This is a genomic window from Halobacillus sp. Marseille-P3879 (assembly GCF_900240285.1).
GTDB lineage: Bacteria > Bacillota > Bacilli > Bacillales > Halobacillaceae > Halobacillus_A.
In genome coordinates this window covers 521,632-543,893 of sequence record NZ_OESS01000002.1, presented here as the reverse complement: position 1 = coordinate 543,893, position 22,262 = coordinate 521,632, and the positions used below count along the sequence as shown (strand labels likewise).

Sequence of the window (22,262 nt, the reverse complement as noted above, 5' to 3'; positions counted from 1 at the left end):
AAAACGAACGATATTACGTTGTTTCCGTTCTTTCCTGAATGTTATCGGCTTCAGAATATGTTAATTTTCCAGAATTGATTTCCTCAAGAGCCACGCCCACCTGCTGACTTGATGTAGGATTATCTACCATAGGTGCACTGCCTTGCTTTAATTCTCGTGCTCTTCTTGCCGAAAGGGTGACTAAAGTATATTTGGATTTAATTTGTTTCTGCAATGAATCAATAGACGGCTCCAGCATCATGATTGATCTGCCTCCAATGCTTTTTTATATTGTTTTGATACACGTTCACGTTTACAATGCTCGCTTGCTACAATTGCTTTTACTTTATTTACGGCGGACTCGACTTTGTCATTAACAACGACGTAATCATAGGCGTCCATCATGTCAATTTCTTCTTTAGCTGCGAGAAGTCGATTTTTCACTTTTTCTTCAGTTTCTGTGCCACGGCTTACAATCCGGTCTTTAAGCTCTTCCAAAGAGGGTGGAATAAGGAAGACAAAGACACCTTGCGGGAAATTCTCCCTTACTTTTAAAGCGCCCTGTACCTCAATCTCAAGAAATACATCTTTTCCTTCTTCTAAGGTTTGTTCAACGTACTGACGAGGAGTCCCGTAGTAGTTACCGACATATTCTGCATGTTCAATCAATTGACCTTGACTGATCAGCTGCTCGAATTCATCACGGCTTTTAAAAAAATAATCAACACCGTCCACTTCTCCTTCACGAGGGGCACGCGTCGTCATTGATATGGAATACCTTAAATCAGTCGACTGATCAAATAATGCTTTTCTCACAGTCCCTTTACCTACACCAGAGGGTCCAGATAAAATAAATAAAATGCCTTTTTCCTTTATCATGAATGGATCCTCCTAGTTATCATCTGACATTTCTTCATTACTTAGTACACGCTGACCGACCGTCTCCGGCTGTACAGCAGATAAAACGACATGATCACTGTCTGTAATGATAACGGCACGTGTTCTTCGGCCGTATGTAGCATCTACTAATTTATTATTGTCTCTTGCCACGGTAATAATACGTTTAATAGGTGCAGATTCTGGTGAAACAATGGATATAATGCGATTTGCTGATACCACATTGCCAAAACCGATGTTAATTAACCTTAAACTCAACGAAACTTCCTCCTTCTAGGACACTAATCTATTACTATTATATGAAAAATCGTGTAGTAATCTCAATTGTTATTCGATATTTTGTACCTGTTCTTTTATTTTTTCAATTTCACTTTTCATTTTGACCACTTGATTTGAAAGTTCTGAGTCATTAGATTTAGAACCGATGGTATTTATTTCACGATGAAACTCCTGCACAATAAAATCAAGAGTTCTGCCGGTGACTCCGCCTTTATGAAGAGCCATGTAAAATTGTTCAATATGAGAATATATTCGAGTTACTTCTTCAGTAATATCTCCTTTTTCAGCTAAAAGAGCTACCTCCTGGAGAACTTTTTGATCATCCCCCGTTATGGGTTCCTGCGTATAATCTTCAATTCGTTGTTTAATTTTTTCTTTATATTCTTTCACTACATGTTCCCGTCTTGCTTCAACTCTCTGAACAATGCCGCTTAACGTCTTCAAGCGATTTACTAAGTCTTCCTTTAGCTCGGTACCTTCTCTTTCCCGCATGTCCATAAGGTTATCCAAAGCCTCAAGTACAGCTTTTTCAAACATAGCGGTTAATTCATGATTGAAGTTGTCACTTTCAGAAATCGTAAAAACGTTGTCTAACTTAGCTACCATATCAATAGTAATTTCTCCAGTCAACTCATACTTGCTCTTTAAGATATGAAGCTGTTCTTTATACTGGCGCACAAGATCTTCATCAACTTGCAGCTGAGCCGTGGTCAGCCCTTCACCTTCAAGGTTAATAAATATATCAACGTGTCCTCTTGTTATTTTAGAAGCTGTTATTTTTTTTAGTTTTTCCTCCATAAATAAAAGAGAGCGGGGGATTTTCGGCGAGAAGTCGAAAAAACGGTGATTAACACTTCGGATTTCTATTGTACCTTTTATATTATTCCATTGTATCGACTGCCTTCCATAACCTGTCATGCTACGAATCATTATACATCCCGTCCCATAATTAAATAGTTTTAAACCAAGTTTAGTTTATCAAATTTATTCACAATGAAGCGAATCATTGCTATACTGACAAGACTAGAGAGGTGAGTACCATGCCATTTGACGGCGTTGTAACCCGAGCGATGACATATGAGCTAAATGAACGCATCCAATCGGGACGAATCGTTAAAATTTATCAGCCAACTGAGACAGAACTTGTGTTTACCATTAGAAGCAGTGGAACGAAGAATAGCTTATTACTCTCAGCCCATCCAAGCTATGCCCGTTTCCATTTAACAAATGACCAATACCATAACCCTAAAGAACCCCCGATGTTGTGCATGCTGCTCCGGAAGCACCTGGTCGGAGGTTTTATTGAAAGCATTGAACAAATAGAAATGGAACGAATCGTTAAGTTTCATGTGAAATCACGCAACGAAATTGGCGATGAAACGATCAAGACCCTCGTTGTCGAGGTTATGGGGAAGCATTCCAATATATTACTTGTCGACAATAATCAAGGACATATTGTAGACAGCATCAAACACCTTCCTCCATCACAAAACCGCCACCGCACTGTTATGCCGGGGCAGCCTTATAAGCTGCCACCGTCCCAGGGGAAAACAAATCCTATCGATTTAACCGGGGAAGATTTAATAAGGAAGCTGGATTTCAATTCAGGAAAAATTGATCAGCAAATATTAAACCGTGTAATGGGTTTTTCTCCTTCTATTACGAAAGAAATTGCTTATCAGGCCCGGCTCGGTTCCTTAGAAGCCTACAAAAAGAGTTATGAAGAAATTCGCAGCAAAATTATTCACAACAGTTATACACCTGTTCTGTTTACCGGAGATCGCGAACAATTTCATGTATTCCCGCTTGAACATACGCAACAAACGGGAAAGTCATATTCCACAGTCAGTGAGCTGCTGGATCGATTTTACTCAGGAAAAGCAGAACGCGATCGAGTTAAGCAGCAGGCCGGCGACCTGCACCGGTTCCTAAAAAATGAACTAGAAAAAAATAAACGTAAAATAAAAAAACATCAAACTACTTTAAAAAAGTCTGACTCAGCCGGAGACTATCAGAAAATGGGGGAACTTCTTACAGCTCATATGCACCTCGTTCAAACAGGTGATACTTCTGTAACCGTAATGGATTATTATGATCCAGAACAATCGGAATTAACGATTGAGCTCGACCCGGTAAAGTCGCCAAGTGAGAATGCACAAAATTACTTTCAGACTTATCAGAAGTTAAAAAAATCAAAACAAGTAGTCCAGGCAGAAATAAAGAAAGCTGAACATGAGATTGAATATTTTGAACGTTTAATTCAACAAGTAGAATCAGCTCGTGAAGAGGACATTGAGGATATTCGTGAAGAACTTAGGGATCAAGGATATCTAAAGAAAAAAGCATCCTCAAAAAAGTCAAAAAACAAACCAGCCAAACCGGCTCCTGAAGCTTTCCAGGCTAGTGACGGGACGCTTATACTTGTAGGCAGAAACAATAAACAAAACGAACATTTAACAAATAGGGTTGCCAATAAAACCGATATCTGGCTGCATGCGAAAGACATTCCAGGTTCGCACGTTGTTATAAGAGATAGTGATCCATCTGAAGAAACTTTATTCGAGGCAGCAAGACTTGCTGCTTATTACAGTAAGTACAGCCAGTCTTCATCCGTCCCCGTTGACTATACCTTAATAAAAAATGTCAAAAAACCTTCAGGAGCTAAACCCGGCTATGTAACCTATGATGAACAACAAACGCTGTATGTTACACCTGATGCAGAAGAAGTCTTACGATTGAAAGACAAATAACAGGCAAAAAGCACGGGGCGTTTGTAAAGCAAGCGTAGCCAAAAAACTTAAGACTCCTGTGGGAACAACTAAAGTTGAACCTCCCGCAGGAAAGTACTCCTTGCTTTCCTAGGTAGCTGAGTCCGAACACGGAAAGCGGAGTGTTTTGACGGAGCGATGCTAAAACCCCTTTCCCTCACATAAATAATCCGAACTGATTTCAATAAAATCGGTTCGGATTATTTTTTGCTGTATCAGTTTTTTCCTGCTTGTATTAACGACTTAAAAAATAGATGAAAACAATAATTGCAGTTAAATAGGAGAACAAAGCCTGCCCCCAGTACCGGGGGCGTTCTTTTCTTAATAACCACCTATTCCATAAGATAAAGACCACAAAACAAACAGCACATCCCAGAAGAGGCTGCCATGACCACACAGGCTCCATAAAGGTAAGAGAAATCCACACATATAAGTAAACCATGCATGTACCCAGACCTAACAGGGCGTTCGTTACTATAAAAACAGAATGTTTCCTCGAATTCATTTGCATCACCAACGATTAGTAGTATAACTATCGTACTAATAATTTTATGATCGAGCAAATCTGTCTAGTATTAAGAATTAGTAAACATGTCAGGCTGTTGGTTCCATTCATTTAGTTTACTATAATCTTCTTCTGTTAACTCTTCATTTGTTTTTAACTGACCGATCAATTCACTATAATCCGCCAATGAGTAATAATTATATCCTTTTTCCTCAAATGCATCCCGAGCTGAGGATAAATTATAATTAAAAATTGATAATATTTCTACCACATTTTTTCCGTTGTCTCTCAGGGCATCACTAGAAGCGATAGATGACTTCCCGGTTGAGATGAGGTCTTCGATTACGATCACGTTATCTCCCTGAGATAGATCACCTTCAATTTGGTTTCCCTTACCATGTTTCTTTGCTTCTCCACGTACGTAGACCATAGGTAAATTCAAACGATCAGCTACCCAGGCAGCATGGGGAATGCCCGCTGTGGCGCAACCGGCAATCATATCAATTCTTGAAGGAAGTTCCTTTATGTGCTCCACCATTTGGTCTATGATCTGCTCCCTTACGTGAGGATAGGACATCGTCATCCTATTATCACAATAGATCGGAGATTTTAAACCTGACGTCCACGTGAATAGCTGTTTAGGGTTAACTTGTACTGCACCGATTTGTAACAACAATGCTGAGATGTTATTGTTTTCCATGTATAAACTCCTCCTTTATAAGCTGATAGGTATGAAAAGGATCATCAGCTTCTGTAATACTCCTCCCAACTACGATCGCATCAGTTCCATCTCTGCCTGCCTCAAACGGAGCAGCTACTCGTTTCTGATCGTGCTGGTCCTCTTCTGACTTTCTAATTCCAGGAGTTATTGTAAAAAACTCATTCCCACATGCTTGTTTTATCATTTTAATTTCTTTTACAGAGCATACTACGCCGTCCGCTCCCCCCGACTGACTCAATTCAGCCAAATGGGTTACACTCTCTTCTACAGTATGAGGCAACAGTAGTTCATTAGAAAGCATGGTTTGATCAGTTGAGGTAAGCTGCGTCACAGCTAATAAGAGGGGACGACAGTCTTCATTCACACTTCCTTCCATCAAACCTTCTCTAGCTGCGGAAATCATTTTTTTGCCTCCTGAAGCATGAACGTTCACCACATCTACACCTAATGACGCCACATTTTTCATTGCTCGGTTTACTGTTTGAGGGATATCATGAAGCTTTAAATCAAGAAATATGGAGTGACCTCTTTCTTTCAAGTCATATATGACAGCGGGGCCCTCTTTATAAAAAAGTTCCATTCCTACTTTAACTGGAATTTGATTAAGATTATTTTCTTTTAAAAACTCTAGTGCCTGCCGCTTGTCTTCGAAGTCAAGCGCTGTATAAATTTCATCAAGTTGCTTAATAATGAGCCCCTCCTATCGCTTCTTCAACAGAATTAAAACCGTATTTTTCTAAAGTGTGCGGCAATTCATCAATTAAATTTTTACAAATGTTAGGGTTTTTAAAATTCGCACTGCCAACGGCTACAGCACTGGCTCCTGCCAGCAAATATTCTATAATATCGTCAGTGGTTTCAATCCCGCCCATACCAATAATCGGAATGCTCACTTCTTTAAACACCTGGTGAATCATTCGAATGGCAATCGGTTTAATAGCTGGTCCCGATAATCCACCTGTCTGATTGGAAATGATAGGTTTTCTCGATCTTGGATCGATTCTCATCCCTGTTATTGTATTTATCATGGAAAGTCCATCAGCTCCAGCTTTTTCTACAGTTTTAGCAATGGCTACCACATCAGTCACATTAGGAGACAGCTTTATATATACAGGCAGTTCCGTTTGTTCTTTAACATGCCTGGTAACTTCAAAAGCCCGTTCGGGGTCTGTACCGAACTGTACACCCCCCTCTTTTACATTAGGGCAGGAAATATTGACTTCTAAAGCTTGAACCATGCCGTTAGACAGCTTAGCGGCAACTTCACCATATTCTTCAAGAGTGCTCCCTGCCACGTTGGCTATTACCGGCGTCTCGTATGGAGCGAGAAACGGCAGTTCATGTTTTATGATCCCTTCTACGCCGGGATTTTGTAAACCTATAGCATTTAACATACCACTTGCTGTCTCAGCAACACGCGGCGTTGGGTTACCAAATCGTTTTTCTCCTGTTGCTGCCTTAATAATGATGGCCCCTAAAACGGATAAATCATAGAATTGAGCAAACTCTTTACCAAAACCAAAACATCCTGATGCAGGCATGATTGGATTTTTTAATTGTAGTCCTGGTAACTGTACATGAGTCCTCATGATAAAACCACCTCTTCCGGTCGAAAAACGGGTCCGTCACTGCATACTCTGACGTATCCCTTTCCACATGATTCTGTAGTTTCAAGTACACACGCAAAACATGCGCCTATACCGCACCCCATTCTTTCTTCGATGGAAATATAACCAGGAAGACCATCAAGTTTCTTCTTCACGTTTTTTAACATAATGGACGGCCCGCAAGTATAATACTGATCAATATTGGCGAGAGAGGGAAGAGCATCCGTTACGAAACCCTGCTTCCCGGCACTCCCGTCATTCGTAGTCAATTGCACACTGCCTAACGCTTTGAACTCCTCTACATAAAATAAGTCTGCTTTAGAACGGTAACCGAGCACACTGTTTACTTTAACTCCTCTGGCCGTTAACTGCTTCGCTAAATAATAAAGCGGCGGTATACCGATGCCGCCCCCTATGAGGAGGGCTTCCTCTCCTTCTTTCTGCTCTACAGGGAAGCCATTCCCCCCGGGTCCAACGATGTCCAGCTTGTCACCAATTCTTTTATTCGTTAATGCCTCGGTGCCATCCCCCATTACTTTATAAAGAAGGGTAATTGTACCTTTTACCGGGCTTACATCTGCAATAGAAACCGGGCGGCGCAGGAAATACTGGCTGCTCACTTGAATGTGTACAAATTGTCCAGGTCGTTTAACTAGTGAACTGATTTCGCCCTGCAGTTCAAGCAAGTAGGTTTGTGAAGCAATTTCCTGATGATTGACTATGCTCATCCATTCTCTAATCATTAGACGAACACCGCTTCCTTCTTATCGATAGGGCGTGCTGTGAACGTCATAGCATCTATCACTTCTACTATTGTTTTGGCTGTATCCAGACTTGTCAGACAAGCTATGCCATGTTCTACAGCTTCTCTTCTAATCAAGAAGCCATCAGACCGGGAGCGTCTTCCCGTATTGATAGTGTTAACTACAAACTGAACTTCTCCGTTGCGGATTAAATCAATAATATCTCTCTGCTCTGCTCCTAACTTTCCTACAGCTTCTACAGGCAGCCCTGCTGCTTCAATCGCTTGAGCTGTTCCTTTTGTTGCAATCAGCTGAAAACCAAGCTGGTGGAAAGTTTTTGCAATATCAAGCATTTCTGCTTTATCTTTATCAGCTACAGTTAACAACACAGATCCTTCTGTTGGTATTTTGAGTCCAGCTGCTGTCATGCCTTTATATAAAGCTTTCTCCAGGCTCTGGTCATAACCAATCACTTCACCGGTAGACTTCATTTCCGGCCCGAGAGTAGTATCTACACTTCTAAGCTTTTCAAAGGAAAATACAGGTACTTTCACATAAACTCCGTCAGGCTTTTCGGTTCGTCCTGAATAATAGCCTAATTCTTTTAATGTCTGGCCTAAGATCACTTTAGTAGCCAGCTGAGCCATGGTAATTCCCGTGATTTTACTTAAGAATGGTACCGTCCTGCTGGCACGCGGATTAACTTCCAATACATAAGCTGTCTCATCTAAAATAACAAATTGGATATTGATTAATCCTTTCATATTCAGTTCTCTCGCAATCTTAACCGTTGCATCAACGCACTGCTGCTCCAACTCTTCTTTCAGTCGCTGTGTCGGATAAACGGCCATCGAGTCACCGGAGTGAACGCCGGCTCTCTCAATATGCTCCATTATTCCAGGGATAAGAACGTCTTCTCCATCAGTTATCGCATCCACTTCAATTTCCATACCTGTTAAATATTTGTCGATTAAGATTGGGTGACCGTTGTGTACTCGGACATTCTCTTCCATGTAAATGTTAAGCTCTTCTTCTGAGTAAACAATTTCCATGGCCCGACCGCCAAGTACGTAAGAAGGCCTTACCACAACAGGGTATCCGATATCAGCTGCTGCCTGGACAGCCTCTGCTTCACTTGTTACACTTTCTCCTCCCGGCTTCGCAATTTCAAGTTTGTTAAGAAGCTGCTCAAACAGGTCTCTGTCTTCCGTCTGATTAATAGCTTCCATTGTCGTACCAAGGATAGTCACTCCACATCGATTGAGTCCTTCCACAAGGTTGATCGCTGTCTGGCCGCCAAACTGCACAATCACTCCTTCTGGCTTTTCAATGTCTACAACGTGCATTACGTCTTCTAAAGTTAGTGGTTCGAAATAAAGCTTATCAGACACACTAAAGTCGGTGGATACTGTTTCAGGGTTATTATTCATGATGATGGCTTCGTAGCCAAGTTCTTTTAATGCCAATACCGAATGGACAGTCGCATAATCAAATTCTACTCCCTGGCCGATACGAATCGGACCGGAACCAATGACCAGCACTTTCTTCTTGTCAGTTACAACTGACTCATTTTCTTCTTCATACGTACTGTAAAAATAAGGCGTTTCTGAGACAAATTCTCCTGCACACGTATCAACCATTTTATATACTGGTCGAATGTTGTGCTCCTGCCTGAAGTTCATTACATCCATTTCACTTACACCAAGTACTCTTGCTAACTGACCATCAGAAAGGCCTTTTTCTTTAGCCTCTTTAATGATTTCATTATCCCACCCTTTATCCTTAAGGGTGTTTTCAAGATTGATAATGTTTTGTAGTTTAGTTAAAAAGAAATAATCGATGCCTGTGGTTTTATGAATTTCTTCTATTGAAACTTCTTTTCTCAGGGCTTCTGCTAAAACAAAGACTCGTTCATCATCCGCCTTTTTCATTCTGTGGAATAACTCTTCTACCGAAAGATTATGAATGGAGTTTACATATAAATCTTCATTTTCTCCTTCTAGAGAGCGTACTCCTTTTAACAGTGCTTCTTCAATGGAACGTCCAATCGACATCACTTCACCAGTAGCTTTCATCTGAGTGCCGAGTTTCCGGTTTCCTTTTGCAAATTTATCGAATGGCCAACGCGGAATTTTAGCTACTACATAATCTAAAGCCGGCTCAAAACATGCGTAAGTTGTACCGGTGATAGGGTTTCTAATCTCATCTAATGTCATACCAACTGCAATTTTTGCAGCCATTTTGGCAATGGGATAGCCTGTAGCTTTGGAAGCTAAAGCAGAGGAACGGCTTACTCTTGGGTTTACTTCAATTACGTAGTATTGAAAGCTGTCCGGATCAAGGGCCAGCTGCACATTACATCCACCTTCAATTTCGAGGGCACGAATTATTTCCAAAGAGGCATTTCTCAGCATTTGATATTCACGGTCGCTAAGTGTTTGCGACGGGGCAAATACAATTGAGTCTCCGGTGTGAATCCCTACTGGATCAAAGTTTTCCATATTACAAACGACAATCGCCTGGTCATTTGTATCACGCATCACTTCATATTCCACTTCTTTAAATCCAGCAATATTCTTTTCAATTAAACATTGACTTACAGGTGATAGGGAAATTCCGCTGCGTGCGATTTCTCTTAAATGATCCTCATCATCACACATGCCTCCGCCGGCACCACCCATTGTATAAGCAGGGCGCACAATCACAGGGTATCCAATTCGATTGGCAAATTGGACCGCTTCTTCTACAGAATTAACGATTTCACTTTCTGGTACAGGTTGGCCAAGCTGATGCATTAATGTCCGGAATTTTTCACGGTCTTCTGCTCTTTGAATTGCATCTAAAGGAGTTCCGAGCAAGTCTACTTGATAGCGTTCAAGTATACCAGATTCACTTAGTTCCACTGCCAGGTTTAATCCAGTTTGACCTCCGAGGGTCGGAAGAATAGCGTCTGGCCTTTCCTTTCTGACGATCTTCATAAGAAACTCAAGCGTTAAAGGCTCCATGTAAACCTTATCCGCAAAAGTATGATCGGTCATAATTGTGGCTGGGTTCGAGTTGGCCAGTATAACTTCATAACCTTCTTCTTTTAATGCCTGGCAGGCCTGGGTACCTGAATAATCAAATTCAGCCGCCTGCCCAATCACAATTGGACCTGAGCCTATAACTAATATTCGCTGTATATCTGTTCGCTTAGACATAAAGAGCCTCCTTATTGTTATTCTTCTCTTGCTTAATTCTCTGTAAAAATTCATCAAATAAATAAGAAGTATCATCCGGTCCCGGTGAGCTTTCCGGGTGGTACTGAACACTAAATATATTAGCGTCTGAATGCTCTAATCCTTCTACTGTATCATCATTTAATGAAACCTGAGTCAGTCTGAGTTTTGTAGCCTGTATGGAAGCTGTATTAACGGCGTAACCATGGTTCTGGGAAGTCATCCTCGTTTGGTTATAACGCAGATCCTTAACAGGCTGATTTACACCGCGGTGGCCAAATTTCATTTTGCTCGTATCTGCTCCGGAGGCTAACGCGATTAATTGATGCCCAAGACAGATACCGAATATTGGCACTTCTCCCATCAGAAGCCTGATCGTTTGAATAGCCTCGGGGACATCTTTTGGATCCCCTGGACCGTTTGAAAGCATGATTCCGTCTGGCTTCAATCTCATAATTTCTTCAGCAGTTGTATGGTAAGGGACAACCGTCACATGACAATTGCGTTTTGTGAATTCCCGAAGAATCCCATGTTTCATTCCAAAGTCAATAAGGACGATTCGATCACCACGGCCGGGAACCACATACGGTTTTACAGTTGACACTTGTTTCACCTGATCAGTAGGAAGAGGTGTATCATTTATCATCTGCACAATTTGATCTACTGGTCGATCGGCAGAAGTGATCACTGCTTTCATAGTTCCATGCTGGCGGATGATTTTTGTCAGCTTTCGAGTATCAATCCCGCTGATGCCAGGTATCCCCTTTGCTTTTAGAAGCTCATCCAATGTTTCTTCACTTCGGAAGTTGGACGGGTGGTCACAATGTTCTTTTACTACCACTCCTAAGATTGCGGGATTGACCGTTTCAAAGTCATCCCGGTTGATGCCGTAATTTCCGATTAAAGGGTAAGTAAATGTTACAATTTGCCCGCAATAAGAGGGATCCGAAATCACCTCTTGATAACCTGTCATTCCTGTATTAAATACTACTTCCCCAAAGCGTTCACGATCGCTCCCAAAACCTTTACCTTTAAAAGTTGTTCCATCCTCAAGTACGAGCTGTTTCATTTGAATTCTCCTTCCATGCAATTTCTCCATTGACGATTGTCAGAACGGGCCAGCCTTTGGCTTTCCAATTATGAAATGGTGTGTTCTTCCCTTTGGAAGCAAACTCAAATCGATTAATTGTTCGTTCTTCAGTAAGGTTTATTATTGTAAGATCTGCTGCAGAGCCCTCTTCTAAAGTTCCATAAGGCAGTTTAAACAATTGACTTGGCTTAGAAGTAAGCCAATCAATTAAATCTTCTAAATTCCACCCTTTTTTCTCAACTAAGCAGGTGTAGAGTAAGGGGAAAGCAATTTCCAGTCCTGTAATGCCAAATGGTGATTTAATCAAACCTGCCTGCTTTTCTTCTTCTGTATGGGGGGCATGATCGGTAGCTATACAATCAATAGTGCCGTCCTGCAGCCCCTGGATTAACGCCTCCTGATCTTCTTTCGAACGAAGCGGTGGGTTCATTTTATAAAAAGCATCATTTTCCTTTATATCGTTCTCATTTAAGAGAAGGTGGTGAGGCGTAACCTCAGCTGTTACCTTGATGCCTGCTTTCTTAGCATCGCGAATCACCCGTACAGATTCTTTAGTAGAAACGTGGCAGACATGATAATGACAATCTGCTGCTTCAGCTAGAAGAACATCCCTCGCAATATGAACTGATTCAGCTGCGTTTGGAATACCAGGAACGTTTAACCTGGTACTTACACTTCCTTTATGAACGACTCCGTTATATACCAGTGAATTATCTTCACAATGAGCTACAATCGTTTGATTCAACTTTGAAGCTTTAAGCATTGCTTCATACATCATACCGGCTTCCTGAACACCTACACCGTCATCCGTGAATGCGAAAGCACCGGCGTCGTTTAGCTGTTCAAAATCCACCATTTCTTTTCCCAGCTGTCTCGTTGTGATCGATGCATAAGGTAGGACGCGGACGACTGCATTTTCTTTGATTTTTTTATTTAATTCTTTCATCGTTTCGGCATTATCCGGCACAGGACGTGTGTTAGGCATCGCACACACCGTTGTAAATCCTCCTTTAGCAGCAGCTAATGTGCCTGTGGCTATTGTTTCCTTTGCTTCCCCTCCAGGTTCTCTGAGATGAATGTGTACATCTACCAGACCCGGAGTTAACAGATGTCCTTCTGCATCAATGACAGTCTCAGCTTGTTGATTGATTGTATTATCAACTTTTTCAATTAAACCTTCCGAGATTAAAACTTCACATGGAACAAACTCTCCATTTTCAATTCTTTTAGCATTCTTTATAAGCACTGACATGTGAACATTCCTCCTGTAGCAATGTTTGGATAATGGCCATACGAATAACAACCCCGTTTTTCATCTGGTGGAAGATTCTTGAACGTGGACACTCCACTAAAGAAGAATCTATTTCTACTCCCCGATTCACTGGAGCAGGATGAAGAATAATACTTCTTTTTTTCATTCGAGCTTCCCTTTCTTTTGTCAGCCCGAATGATTCCAGATAATCTTCATAGCCTGTGTGCCTCTCATGACGTTCAGATTGAACCCTTAAAAGCATCAAGACATCACTTGTTTCAATAGCTTCATCCATTGATACGTAGTCATCCCCTAATTCAGGATCTCTCCATTCTTGTGGAGCTGTAAAAGATACCCTGGCGCCCAGCTTACGCAGAGCAAATGCATTAGAGCGTGCCACCCGGCTGTGCTTTACATCCCCTGCAATAGTGACATGTAAGCCTTCGAACTTCGTGAATTCCTCCGAAATGGTAAACAAATCCAGCAGACTTTGAGTTGGATGTTCTCCGATACCATCCCCGGCGTTAATAACTGATAAGTTAAGGTCATCTGTCAATTCTCTAAGGATCCCTTGTTCTGATTGTCTTAATACAGCAAGCGTAACGCCAATCGATTCTAACGTCTTTAATGTATCTCTTAACGATTCACCTTTAGTTAAGCTTGACTCAGCTCCATTAACGTCAATAACATCAATGCCTAAACGTTTTTCTGCAATATAGAAGCTGTTTTTCGTCCGCGTACTGGGTTCCAGAAAAATATTAGCTGCGAAAGCGTTCGACGCCTGCCACTGGTCACCGCCATGCTTGATTAATGCTGCTTTTGAAAAAATTTCCTGAATGTCTGAAGCACTTAATTCATTCATTGATAACAAATGCTGCATGTTTTCATCTCCTTTATACAAAAAGCACCCCCGGTGTCCGGGGGTGCTTTTTCGTTAAACGTCACGAATAAGCTAAGCCCTAGTCCACCTTTTAAAGCCTCACGGGACTTTATTAAAACGCGTCTGGTTTAGTTAAGCTTAAGCTGCTCCTGTTGCCTTCTTTTCATCATCTTCTATATCTGGTTCTTCAAACATCAGGCCATTCCCCTGGCTCTTCTCTTTACCAGGAAGAATTAAATTCAACAATACCCCAATGATCGCTGCCAACGCCATGCCTTGCACTTCTAATCCGTCCGTTATTTCGATAAATGCACCGCCTACACCTAGTACCATAATTACGGAGGAAATAATCAGATTTCTTTTTTCTCCAAAATCGACTTGATTATCAATCAGCATACGCAGGCCGCTTGACGCAATCGTACCAAAGAGAAGAATGGATACCCCTCCCATAACAGCAGGTGGTATTGACCCAATCACCGCCGTACTCATTCCGATGAAGCCGAAGAATACAGCAAACACAGCCGCGCCTCCAATAACAAAGATGCTGTAAACACGCGTGATTGCTAAAACTCCTATATTCTCTCCATAAGTTGTGTTTGGCGGTCCTCCGAGGAAAGAAGCGATAATCGTTGCGGCACCGTCCCCTAAGATCGAACGATTCAATCCGGGGTTCCTTAAAAAGTTCTTTCCTACAACTTTAGATAAAACCATTTGATCTCCAATGTGCTCAGTAATGGTAACAACGGCAAAAGGTACCATTAAGAATACAATCTGCCAGCTGAACACTGCTGCTGGAGAGAAATCTCTAAAGGGGATGAGGAATTCGGGCGTTTGAAACACTGCGGCCAAAAATCCTCCCGCTGATTCTGCACTTGTAATAGCCGCCCATTCTGCAGCAATTTCACTCGTATCTACGATTCCTTGACTTAATGCGAAAATATACCCGCCTACAATACCTATTAATATCGGCAGCAGACTTAAAAATCCTCTTAGGAATACCGTGGCTAAAATCGTTATGCCGAGCGTAACTAAAGCGACTGTAAAGTGAGTGGCACTATAAACCTCTCCATCTCCTGACTCATACATGGCCATATCAATGGCTGTTGACGCAAGTCCAAGGCCTATTACAATAATGACCGGCCCTACAACAACCGGGGGAAGCAGCTTCATAATCCAGCTCATTCCAAAGATCGTAATAAGGAGCGCTACAGCCCCATATACGATTCCTGCCATAAAGCTGCCGATCATCGCTCCAGCTACACCATGCGTATTTGAAACCTCCATAATGGGATATATAAAAGCAAAACTTGACCCTAAATACGCTGGAACCTGACCTCTTGTTATTAGCAGATAAGCCAGGGTGCCGAAGCCGCTCGAAACCAGGGCCACGGCAGGTGGAAGACCCGTTAAAAATGGAACAAGGATAGTGGCTCCAAACATTGCAAATAAGTGCTGAAAACTTAACGCGAGCCATTTATGAGCTTTTGGGATTTCTCTGATGCCTACTGCTGCTTCTATTGATTTCATGATGATTTTTCCTCCTTTGTCTGCATAAAAAAAACCTCTTCGCCTAAAAGTTCGCAAAGAGGTATACGTATCTCTTGACACGCATGTTACTTCCGACCTTTTAAGCCTCTCTGGACTTTATTAAAGGGTGAGTAAATGATTTATTTTTCGTAGATTATAACTTCATCACGGTCGTCTGTTTCTGCCAGCTCAACAGTTACAACCTCATTTTGGGAAGTAGGAATGTTTTTACCTACATAATTCGCAGTTATCGGAAGTTCCCGATGGCCCCGGTCCACTAAAACCGCCAGCTGAATTTGTGATGGGCGTCCATGATCCATCAGCGCGTCCATTGCGGCACGCACTGTTCGTCCTGTATACAGCACATCATCTACTAAAACAACTTTCTTATGCGTAATGTCTGCTGATATATGAGCATCTTTAACGTCAGGATCTGCTTCATAACTTTTGTTCTCCAGGTCATCACGGTATAGTGTGATATCGATCTCGCCGCCTGAAATGGATTGACCTTCAATGTTTTCAATTTTCTTCTTCAGCCTGTCTGCAATAGGTACACCTCTTGTTTTAATCCCAACAAGAACAAGATCTTCTACCCCTTTGTTCTTTTCTATAATTTCGTGTGAGATTCTAGTTAAGGCTCGGCGAATAGCGGCTTCATCTAAAACCGTTGCTTTTTTCTCCATTGGACAGACCTCCATACAAAAAGCCCTTTTCCACATAAGGGCAGAAAAGGGCTTGGGTACACTTCGCGTGTCATCCGTTACCTTCTCAGCCTCACGGGACTGTTGTTAAAGGACTTTATTTCTTATATAGGATTATCACAGACTGTAGGAAATTTGTCAATCCTTGTTTCGTAAATATTCAAGCGTAGTATTAAATTCTTCTGGCGGTTCAACTTCAAAGAACTTCCATTCCCTTGTTCGAGGATGAGTAAACCCCAGAGACTTCGCATGAAGCGCCTGCCCATCCAGCTCTAACGTTTTCCGAGGTCCATACTTTGGATCACCTGCCAAAGGATGATTGATGTATCTCATGTGAACACGAATCTGGTGGGTCCTCCCGGTTTCAAGCTTACACTCGACGTAGGAAAAATCAGCAAAGTGTTCAAGCACTTGAAAATGAGTCACAGCTTCCCGGCCCCCGTCAACTACTGCCATTCTTTGTCTATCCTTGGGATCACGGCCGATGGGAGCATCTACTGTTCCATACTCATGAGATATACTACCGTGTACAATAGCAACATACCTTCTCTCTACCGACTTATTCATCAGCTGCTGGACGAGAGATTCGTGAGCTTTGTCATTTTTCGCCACCATAAGAAGGCCGCTCGTATCCTTGTCAATTCGATGAACAATTCCCGGTCTTTCCACACCATTAATCCCAGAGAGATCATCACAGTGATACAGTAATGCGTTTACAAGTGTACCTCTCTCGTGCCCTGCCGCTGGGTGTACAACCATTCCTGAAGGTTTATTTACAACAATTACATCCTGGTCCTCAAAAACGACATCAAGATCTATTGACTCAGCCTCTAATTCTAATGGCTTAACTTCAGGGATACTCCAGCTTATATAATCATCCCTCTGTACTTTATAATTGCTCTTCACAGGTGCACCGTTTACTTGAACATGCTCATCTCTCAGCCAGGATTGAATCTGGGATCGTGAAACATCTTCAATTATGTCTGCTAAAAGCTTATCAATTCGTTTAAATTCATCTTCTTTCATTACTTTATATTCTTCAATCACGATGCGGTACTTCCTTTCTTTTTACGCTCATCCACGAGTGTGGCTATCATAACAAAGATAACCCCCACTACCAGAGCAGAATCAGCCACATTAAATATCGGATAATTGTAGGAACCGAGATATACATCCAGGAAATCAACTACTTCCTTACGAAATAAGCGATCAATAAAGTTACCAACAGCACCTGCTAATATCAATGCCAGGGCGGTACCGACAAAGCGGCTGACTTTTGCGTACTGATTCATATAATAGATAACTACACCTATAACGACGATAGTAATAATGTAAAAAAACCACATCTGCCCCTGCAGAATACCCCAGGCTGCCCCTGTATTGCGGTGAGAGGTTATGTAAAAAAAATTATCGATGACGGGGATAGATTCACGCAGCTCCATCTGCTGCACAACAATCCATTTCGTTAATTGGTCAATAACGATAACAGCCGCTGCAAAAAGATAATAAATAATCATAATGGTCCTCCAAGTATTATTTTCCTATGCTATTGTACCATACATGGCGTACTGCCGCTTTATAAAAAAAGTACCGTCACGTTAATGACAGTACTTTTCCTTTAGGATACGTAATGCTTCTCAATTACTTGAGCACATCTTTCACATAGTTCCGGGTGATTAGCGTCTTTTCCTACATCATGTGAGGAAACCCAGCAACGTTCACACTTTTGTCCTGTATGCTTCTCTACAATTACTTTTACATGATCGTATTCTTTGGCTTCCTTGTGCTCCTCTTTTAACTGAGCATGGGAAACAATTAAAAGCTGGTGAAGGTTAGAAATTGATTGTAAGATAGTCCTGGTATTATCGTCTTTAGGTACAATTGTAATCTGTGCATCTAATGACTTCCCGATAACCTTCTCATTTCTTGCTTCTTCTAAAGCTTTTAATACGTCGTCTCTAACTTCCATAAAGTGATCCCATTTCTCCACTAATTCCTCATTTGCGCTCTCATCCGCTTTTGGCATATCCGTCAGTTGTACACTGTGTGCTTCTACCCCAGGAATGAACTTCCATGCTTCGTCCGTGGTATGAGGAAGAATTGGCGCCATTAACTTCACTAATGAGGTTAGAATCTGATAATACACCGTTTGAATACTGCGGCGGTGCGGATGATTTTCTGATTCAATATATAAAATATCTTTTGCAAAATCCAGATAAAACGAGCTTAGATCAATCGTGCAGAAATTATGAACTTTGTTGTAAACGGTTGAAAAGTCATAAGTTTCGTACGCGTTGTGCACTTCTCTTATAAGTGTATTGAGACGGTACAGCATATACTGATCAACCTCTTGCAGTTCTCCACTTGAAACAGCGTCTTTCTGCGGATCAAAATAGTGGAGATTCCCAAGTAGGAAGCGGAAGGTATTACGAACCTTACGATATACTTCTGCCACTTGCTTAAGAATATTATCTGAAATACGTACATCTGCCTGGTAATCAGATGAGGATACCCACAAACGAATAATATCAGCACCAAGCTGTTTCATAATTTTGTCTGGAACCATTACGTTACCTAATGACTTACTCATCTTTCGTCCGTTACCATCCAAAGCAAAACCATGGCTTAAAATACCTTTAAAAGGAGCCTTCCCTGTCACAGCGACTGAGGTCGATAAGGAAGAATTGAACCAACCGCGATATTGGTCAGACCCTTCAAGATAGAGGTCGGCTGGACGCTGTAAATCTTCTCTTTGGTGAAGAACGCCCTGGTGTGTAGAACCAGAGTCAAACCAGACATCCATGATATCCATTTCTTTCGTAAACTTCCCATTCGGGCTGTGTTCAGATGTAAACCCTTCAGGAAGCAGGTCAACAGCTTCTCTTTCAAACCAGACATTTGACCCGTGCTCTCTGAATAAACCGGCTACATGGTCAATCGTTTCGTCCGTAATTATCGGGGTTCCATCTTCACCATAGAAGACAGGAATAGGGACTCCCCATGTACGCTGACGCGAAATACACCAATCCTGCCGGTCACGGACCATGTTGTATAAACGGGTTTCGCCCCATTTAGGCGTCCACTCTACACGATTAATTTCTTCTAACAGCTGTTCACGGAAATCTTTAATTGAAGCAAACCACTGATCGGTCGCACGGAAGATTGTCGGTTTTTTTGTTCTCCAGTCATGAGGATAAGAGTGTGTAATAAATTCCAGATGAAGGAGAGCTCCTGCTTCTTTTAAATGATCCGTAATATTTTTATTGGCTTTGTCATAGAAAAGCCCTTCGTAACCAGGAGCTTCCTCTGTGAATACACCTTTATGGTCCACCGGACACAGGACGTCTAACCCGTACTGCTGACCCACCCAGAAGTCATCTTCACCATGACCGGGAGCAGTATGAACACATCCAGTTCCGCCATCAGTGGTTACGTGATCTCCAAGAATTAAAAGGGACTCCCGGTCATAAAGCGGGTGCTTCGCTTTTATTCTTTCTGCTTCTTTCCCTTTAAAGATTTTCACTACTTCATAGTCTTCCCAGCCTAATGTTTCTTTCACATCATCCACCAGGTCATGAGCAACAATCAATTTCTCCTGGTCTACCTGAACTACTGCATAGTCATAAGCAGGGTGCAGTGCAATTCCCAGATTAGAAGGAATTGTCCATGGAGTTGTCGTCCAAATAATAAATTTCTCGCCGCCTTCCAGTAAACCTTTTCCATCTGTTACTTCAAAGCTTACATAGATAGAGGGAGAGCGTTTATCCTGATATTCAATTTCCGCTTCAGCGAGTGCCGACTCTGAAGAAGGAGACCAGAAAACAGGCTTTAATCCTTTATAAATGTAACCCTTTTTAGCCATATCCCCAAATACTTTAATTTGTTCTGCTTCAAAATCCTTGTTCAATGTAATATACGGATTTTCCCAGTCTCCCCTTACGCCCATACGTTTAAATTCCTGACGTTGATTGTCAATTTGACCTAGTGCATATTCGGCACATTTTTCACGGAATTCAGCCAGAGACATTTTTTTACGATCTACTTTCTTTTTGGCAAGTGCAGATTCAATGGGTAAGCCGTGAGTGTCCCAGCCAGGTACGTAAGGCGCATGGTAACCAGCCATTGATTTGTAACGTACGATAAAATCTTTCAGCGTCTTATTAAGAGCATGCCCCATATGAAGGCTTCCATTAGCATATGGCGGACCATCATGAAGAATAAATAGCGGCCGTCCCTTTGTTCGATCCTGGACTTGCTTGTAAATATCTTCTTCTTCCCAATTCTTCTGAATTTCAGGTTCACGGTTTGGCAGATTTCCCCGCATCGGGAAACCTGTCTTAGGCATTAACAACGTATCTTTATAGTTCATTGTTCAGTATCCTCCTTAATTACTTCTATACAAAAAGACCTCCCCATCCCTGAAAAGGGACGAGAAGGTCTCGCGTTACCACCCTAAATCCACCAGTTATACTGATGTCCTCTTCTTATTCGTATCGTGAACGACCCGGCTACATTTACTTTATTTTCAACATAGCTGCTCCAGGGGGATTTTCCTCTAATGTCATGCTTCGGCCTTTCACCATCACCGAATCGCTTCCTGCTGCTAAGATCATTAAGTACTTTCCCTATCTACGCATCCTTATATTCATATGTGTTAATGAATTATATGTAATTTTTGTGATTACGTCAAGTCTTATTTCTCTGCGTACTCTTTTTCGGTTTCTTTCTGCTCTTCTTCTTCAGGCTGCACCGGTTCACCGTGAGGAAACTGAGTATCAAGCAGCTGATCCCAATCATCATTATCAATCATGTCAATTTGTGCTTCTACAAGCATGCGCAGGCGCATTTTAAATACTTTCGCCTGCTTTTTCATTTCTTCCACTTCAACTGAAAGTCTTCGTGATGTAGACAAAGCTTCGTTAATGATGCGATCTGCGTTTTTTTCAGCTTCTTTGACGATTAGTTTTGCTTCCTTTTCTGCATTTGTCTTCACATCTTCTGCCGTTTCCTGAGCTACTAATATAGATTTATTCAAAGTCGTTTCTATATTGTTGAAGTGGCCTACCCTTTCGTTCAATTGCTCTACTTCACGTTCAAGTTCCTTTTTCCTGCGAATGACGATTTCGTAATCTTTAATGACCTGATCTAAAAATTCGTTGACTTCATCTTCATCATATCCTCTAAATCCGCGTGTAAATTCCTTGTTATGAATATCTAATGGTGTTAGTCCCACACCGGCCACCTCCTAAAATAAAGCTCAATCCTCTATTACTACTAGTTTCGACATGTTTACTTTTATTCCTGCCATAGATTAGCAATTAATTTAACTTAGCTAATGTAACTCGAAATTTATCTTTTCTCGTTGTACCATAAATCTCCATCAGCCGGCTTCTTCCTCTGCCGCGCAAAGATAGCAGATCTCCCTCCTCGAGCGGATAAGACGGCTGTTCTACTGTTCGGAAATTCACTTTAACATGCCCGGCTTCGATAAACATAGAAGCCTTTTTACGTGACACGCCGTAAATTTCTTTCAGCACCACATCCAGCCTAAGTGAGGAGATTGTAGTATCAACTGTTTTCCATTCTTCGCTGCTTTTCATTAAATGATTAAAAGGTTTTTCTGCAAATTGAACGTTAGCTTTTTTGACCGCAGTGAAATTCATTCTTATGTAATCACTAATTTCCGAGGCCACTATGATTTGAATTTTACCATTTTGCACAATTAAATCTCCAAGCTTTTCCCGCTTAATACCAAGTGACATAAAAGCGCCAAGAACATCACGATGTTCAAGCTGTATAAATTTATCATGATAGTGAGTTTCTAATAAGCAGATTGAAAAATCCTCTGATGTAATGGTTTCATATTCTGGCGCTACGATTGCGCGTTTTCTTTCCGTAAGCACCGAACCGCCAAAAAGAGACCAAGTTAAATTAGGTTGATTCCGTAATAAACTTTCGAAGATGTGTTGTTCACGAGGATCTAAAAAATCTGTTTCTTTCCTCTGATACCGCATTTCTACATCATCCTGCAGGGAAAGAACCTGGTCAATAAAAGGTCGTTCTTCTTCTCTAAAATGCTGATAAATTTCCATTGA

General features: G+C 41.6%; 20 protein-coding genes and 1 other annotated feature. Of the genes, 1 reads left to right on the top strand and 19 read right to left on the bottom strand.

What is annotated here, in order from left to right; all coding sequences use genetic code 11:
• Positions 1–13 precede the first annotated feature (13 nt).
• From rpoZ to C1A12_RS10500, 4 genes are all read right to left on the bottom strand, one after another.
• Positions 14–241: a DNA-directed RNA polymerase subunit omega gene (gene rpoZ, locus C1A12_RS10515; RefSeq protein WP_101843831.1), complete on the bottom strand. Its 228-nt coding sequence runs from the start codon at positions 239–241 to the stop codon at positions 14–16.
• The gene (gmk, locus tag C1A12_RS10510) at positions 238–858 is read right to left on the bottom strand and encodes a guanylate kinase (protein ID WP_101843830.1); all 621 of its coding nucleotides are present in this window, start codon (positions 856–858) and stop codon (positions 238–240) included. The genes rpoZ and gmk overlap by 4 nt, the downstream gene beginning before the upstream one ends.
• Before the next feature lie 12 nt (positions 859–870).
• A complete protein-coding gene (gene remA, locus C1A12_RS10505) occupies positions 871–1,134 on the bottom strand; it encodes an extracellular matrix/biofilm regulator RemA (protein WP_101843829.1) in 264 nt (87 codons plus the stop codon).
• A 69-nt stretch (positions 1,135–1,203) separates the two neighbouring features.
• Positions 1,204–2,085 (bottom strand): YicC/YloC family endoribonuclease, encoded by an 882-nt coding sequence (locus C1A12_RS10500; RefSeq protein WP_101843828.1) that lies wholly within the window; start codon positions 2,083–2,085, stop codon positions 1,204–1,206.
• A 110-nt stretch (positions 2,086–2,195) separates the two neighbouring features.
• Between C1A12_RS10500 and C1A12_RS10495 the strand changes: the two genes are divergently transcribed.
• Positions 2,196–3,905 carry an NFACT family protein gene (locus tag C1A12_RS10495; RefSeq protein WP_101843827.1) on the top strand — a complete coding sequence of 570 codons (1,710 nt, stop codon included), beginning with the start codon at positions 2,196–2,198 and terminating at the stop codon, positions 3,903–3,905.
• 593 nt (positions 3,906–4,498) lie between these two features.
• Here C1A12_RS10495 and pyrE read toward each other — a convergent pair.
• The 15 genes from pyrE to C1A12_RS10415 form a co-directional block, all read right to left on the bottom strand.
• Entirely contained in the window at positions 4,499–5,128 is a 630-nt protein-coding gene (gene pyrE / locus C1A12_RS10485; protein WP_101843825.1) for an orotate phosphoribosyltransferase, read from the bottom strand.
• Complete coding sequence (gene pyrF / locus C1A12_RS10480) at positions 5,115–5,819, bottom strand: orotidine-5'-phosphate decarboxylase (protein ID WP_306417011.1); 705 nt, start codon at positions 5,817–5,819, stop codon at positions 5,115–5,117. The genes pyrE and pyrF overlap by 14 nt, the downstream gene beginning before the upstream one ends.
• 13 nt (positions 5,820–5,832) lie before the next feature.
• Positions 5,833–6,738, bottom strand: coding sequence for a dihydroorotate dehydrogenase (locus C1A12_RS10475; protein WP_101843823.1), 906 nt, complete (start codon positions 6,736–6,738; stop codon positions 5,833–5,835).
• Entirely contained in the window at positions 6,735–7,499 is a 765-nt protein-coding gene (locus C1A12_RS10470) for a dihydroorotate dehydrogenase electron transfer subunit (RefSeq protein ID WP_101843822.1), read from the bottom strand. The genes C1A12_RS10475 and C1A12_RS10470 overlap by 4 nt, the downstream gene beginning before the upstream one ends.
• Complete coding sequence (gene carB, locus C1A12_RS10465; protein WP_101843821.1) at positions 7,499–10,699, bottom strand: carbamoyl-phosphate synthase large subunit; 3,201 nt, start codon at positions 10,697–10,699, stop codon at positions 7,499–7,501. Before carB ends, C1A12_RS10470 begins: the two co-directional genes overlap by 1 nt.
• Complete coding sequence (locus C1A12_RS10460; protein ID WP_101843820.1) at positions 10,692–11,786, bottom strand: carbamoyl phosphate synthase small subunit; 1,095 nt, start codon at positions 11,784–11,786, stop codon at positions 10,692–10,694. Before C1A12_RS10460 ends, carB begins: the two co-directional genes overlap by 8 nt.
• A complete protein-coding gene (locus C1A12_RS10455) occupies positions 11,767–13,059 on the bottom strand; it encodes a dihydroorotase (protein WP_101843819.1) in 1,293 nt (430 codons plus the stop codon). Before C1A12_RS10455 ends, C1A12_RS10460 begins: the two co-directional genes overlap by 20 nt.
• Positions 13,034–13,939 (bottom strand): aspartate carbamoyltransferase catalytic subunit, encoded by a 906-nt coding sequence (locus tag C1A12_RS10450; protein ID WP_101844867.1) that lies wholly within the window; start codon positions 13,937–13,939, stop codon positions 13,034–13,036. The genes C1A12_RS10455 and C1A12_RS10450 overlap by 26 nt, the downstream gene beginning before the upstream one ends.
• Before the next feature lie 138 nt (positions 13,940–14,077).
• On the bottom strand, positions 14,078–15,466 hold the full coding sequence (locus tag C1A12_RS10445; protein WP_101843818.1) for a solute carrier family 23 protein: 1,389 nt from the start codon (positions 15,464–15,466) through the stop codon (positions 14,078–14,080).
• A gap of 140 nt (positions 15,467–15,606) precedes the next feature.
• Positions 15,607–16,149, bottom strand: coding sequence for a bifunctional pyr operon transcriptional regulator/uracil phosphoribosyltransferase PyrR (gene pyrR / locus C1A12_RS10440; RefSeq protein WP_101843817.1), 543 nt, complete (start codon positions 16,147–16,149; stop codon positions 15,607–15,609).
• Between the two features lie 156 nt (positions 16,150–16,305).
• Entirely contained in the window at positions 16,306–17,193 is an 888-nt protein-coding gene (locus C1A12_RS10435) for an RluA family pseudouridine synthase (RefSeq protein ID WP_200816601.1), read from the bottom strand.
• A 17-nt stretch (positions 17,194–17,210) separates the two neighbouring features.
• Positions 17,211–17,684: a signal peptidase II gene (gene lspA, locus C1A12_RS10430; protein ID WP_101843816.1), complete on the bottom strand. Its 474-nt coding sequence runs from the start codon at positions 17,682–17,684 to the stop codon at positions 17,211–17,213.
• A gap of 101 nt (positions 17,685–17,785) precedes the next feature.
• Complete coding sequence (gene ileS / locus C1A12_RS10425; RefSeq protein WP_101843815.1) at positions 17,786–20,536, bottom strand: isoleucine--tRNA ligase; 2,751 nt, start codon at positions 20,534–20,536, stop codon at positions 17,786–17,788.
• 52 nt (positions 20,537–20,588) lie between these two features.
• Positions 20,589–20,808 (bottom strand) — a binding site (T-box leader).
• A gap of 52 nt (positions 20,809–20,860) precedes the next feature.
• Complete coding sequence (locus C1A12_RS10420) at positions 20,861–21,400, bottom strand: DivIVA domain-containing protein (protein ID WP_101843814.1); 540 nt, start codon at positions 21,398–21,400, stop codon at positions 20,861–20,863.
• 85 nt (positions 21,401–21,485) lie between these two features.
• A complete protein-coding gene (locus C1A12_RS10415) occupies positions 21,486–22,259 on the bottom strand; it encodes an RNA-binding protein (RefSeq protein WP_101843813.1) in 774 nt (257 codons plus the stop codon).
• Positions 22,260–22,262 lie beyond the last annotated feature (3 nt).

What these genes read in the sequence shown, in the direction of transcription:
- C1A12_RS10450 (WP_101844867.1), bottom strand. Translation starts at nt 13,939, where the DNA reads ATGCAGCATTTGTTATCAATGAATGAATTAAGTGCTTCAGACATTCAG.
- rpoZ (WP_101843831.1), bottom strand. Translation starts at nt 241, where the DNA reads ATGATGCTGGAGCCGTCTATTGATTCATTGCAGAAACAAATTAAATCC.
- C1A12_RS10470 (WP_101843822.1), bottom strand. Translation starts at nt 7,499, where the DNA reads ATGATTAGAGAATGGATGAGCATAGTCAATCATCAGGAAATTGCTTCA.
- C1A12_RS10415 (WP_101843813.1), bottom strand. Translation starts at nt 22,259, where the DNA reads ATGGAAATTTATCAGCATTTTAGAGAAGAAGAACGACCTTTTATTGAC.
- C1A12_RS10500 (WP_101843828.1), bottom strand. Translation starts at nt 2,085, where the DNA reads ATGATTCGTAGCATGACAGGTTATGGAAGGCAGTCGATACAATGGAAT.
- C1A12_RS10435 (WP_200816601.1), bottom strand. Translation starts at nt 17,193, where the DNA reads ATGAAAGAAGATGAATTTAAACGAATTGATAAGCTTTTAGCAGACATA.
- pyrR (WP_101843817.1), bottom strand. Translation starts at nt 16,149, where the DNA reads ATGGAGAAAAAAGCAACGGTTTTAGATGAAGCCGCTATTCGCCGAGCC.
- gmk (WP_101843830.1), bottom strand. Translation starts at nt 858, where the DNA reads ATGATAAAGGAAAAAGGCATTTTATTTATTTTATCTGGACCCTCTGGT.
- pyrE (WP_101843825.1), bottom strand. Translation starts at nt 5,128, where the DNA reads ATGGAAAACAATAACATCTCAGCATTGTTGTTACAAATCGGTGCAGTA.
- C1A12_RS10475 (WP_101843823.1), bottom strand. Translation starts at nt 6,738, where the DNA reads ATGAGGACTCATGTACAGTTACCAGGACTACAATTAAAAAATCCAATC.
- C1A12_RS10455 (WP_101843819.1), bottom strand. Translation starts at nt 13,059, where the DNA reads ATGTCAGTGCTTATAAAGAATGCTAAAAGAATTGAAAATGGAGAGTTT.
- carB (WP_101843821.1), bottom strand. Translation starts at nt 10,699, where the DNA reads ATGTCTAAGCGAACAGATATACAGCGAATATTAGTTATAGGCTCAGGT.
- C1A12_RS10495 (WP_101843827.1), top strand. Translation starts at nt 2,196, where the DNA reads ATGCCATTTGACGGCGTTGTAACCCGAGCGATGACATATGAGCTAAAT.
- C1A12_RS10460 (WP_101843820.1), bottom strand. Translation starts at nt 11,786, where the DNA reads ATGAAACAGCTCGTACTTGAGGATGGAACAACTTTTAAAGGTAAAGGT.
- lspA (WP_101843816.1), bottom strand. Translation starts at nt 17,684, where the DNA reads ATGATTATTTATTATCTTTTTGCAGCGGCTGTTATCGTTATTGACCAA.
- ileS (WP_101843815.1), bottom strand. Translation starts at nt 20,536, where the DNA reads ATGAACTATAAAGATACGTTGTTAATGCCTAAGACAGGTTTCCCGATG.
- C1A12_RS10445 (WP_101843818.1), bottom strand. Translation starts at nt 15,466, where the DNA reads ATGAAATCAATAGAAGCAGCAGTAGGCATCAGAGAAATCCCAAAAGCT.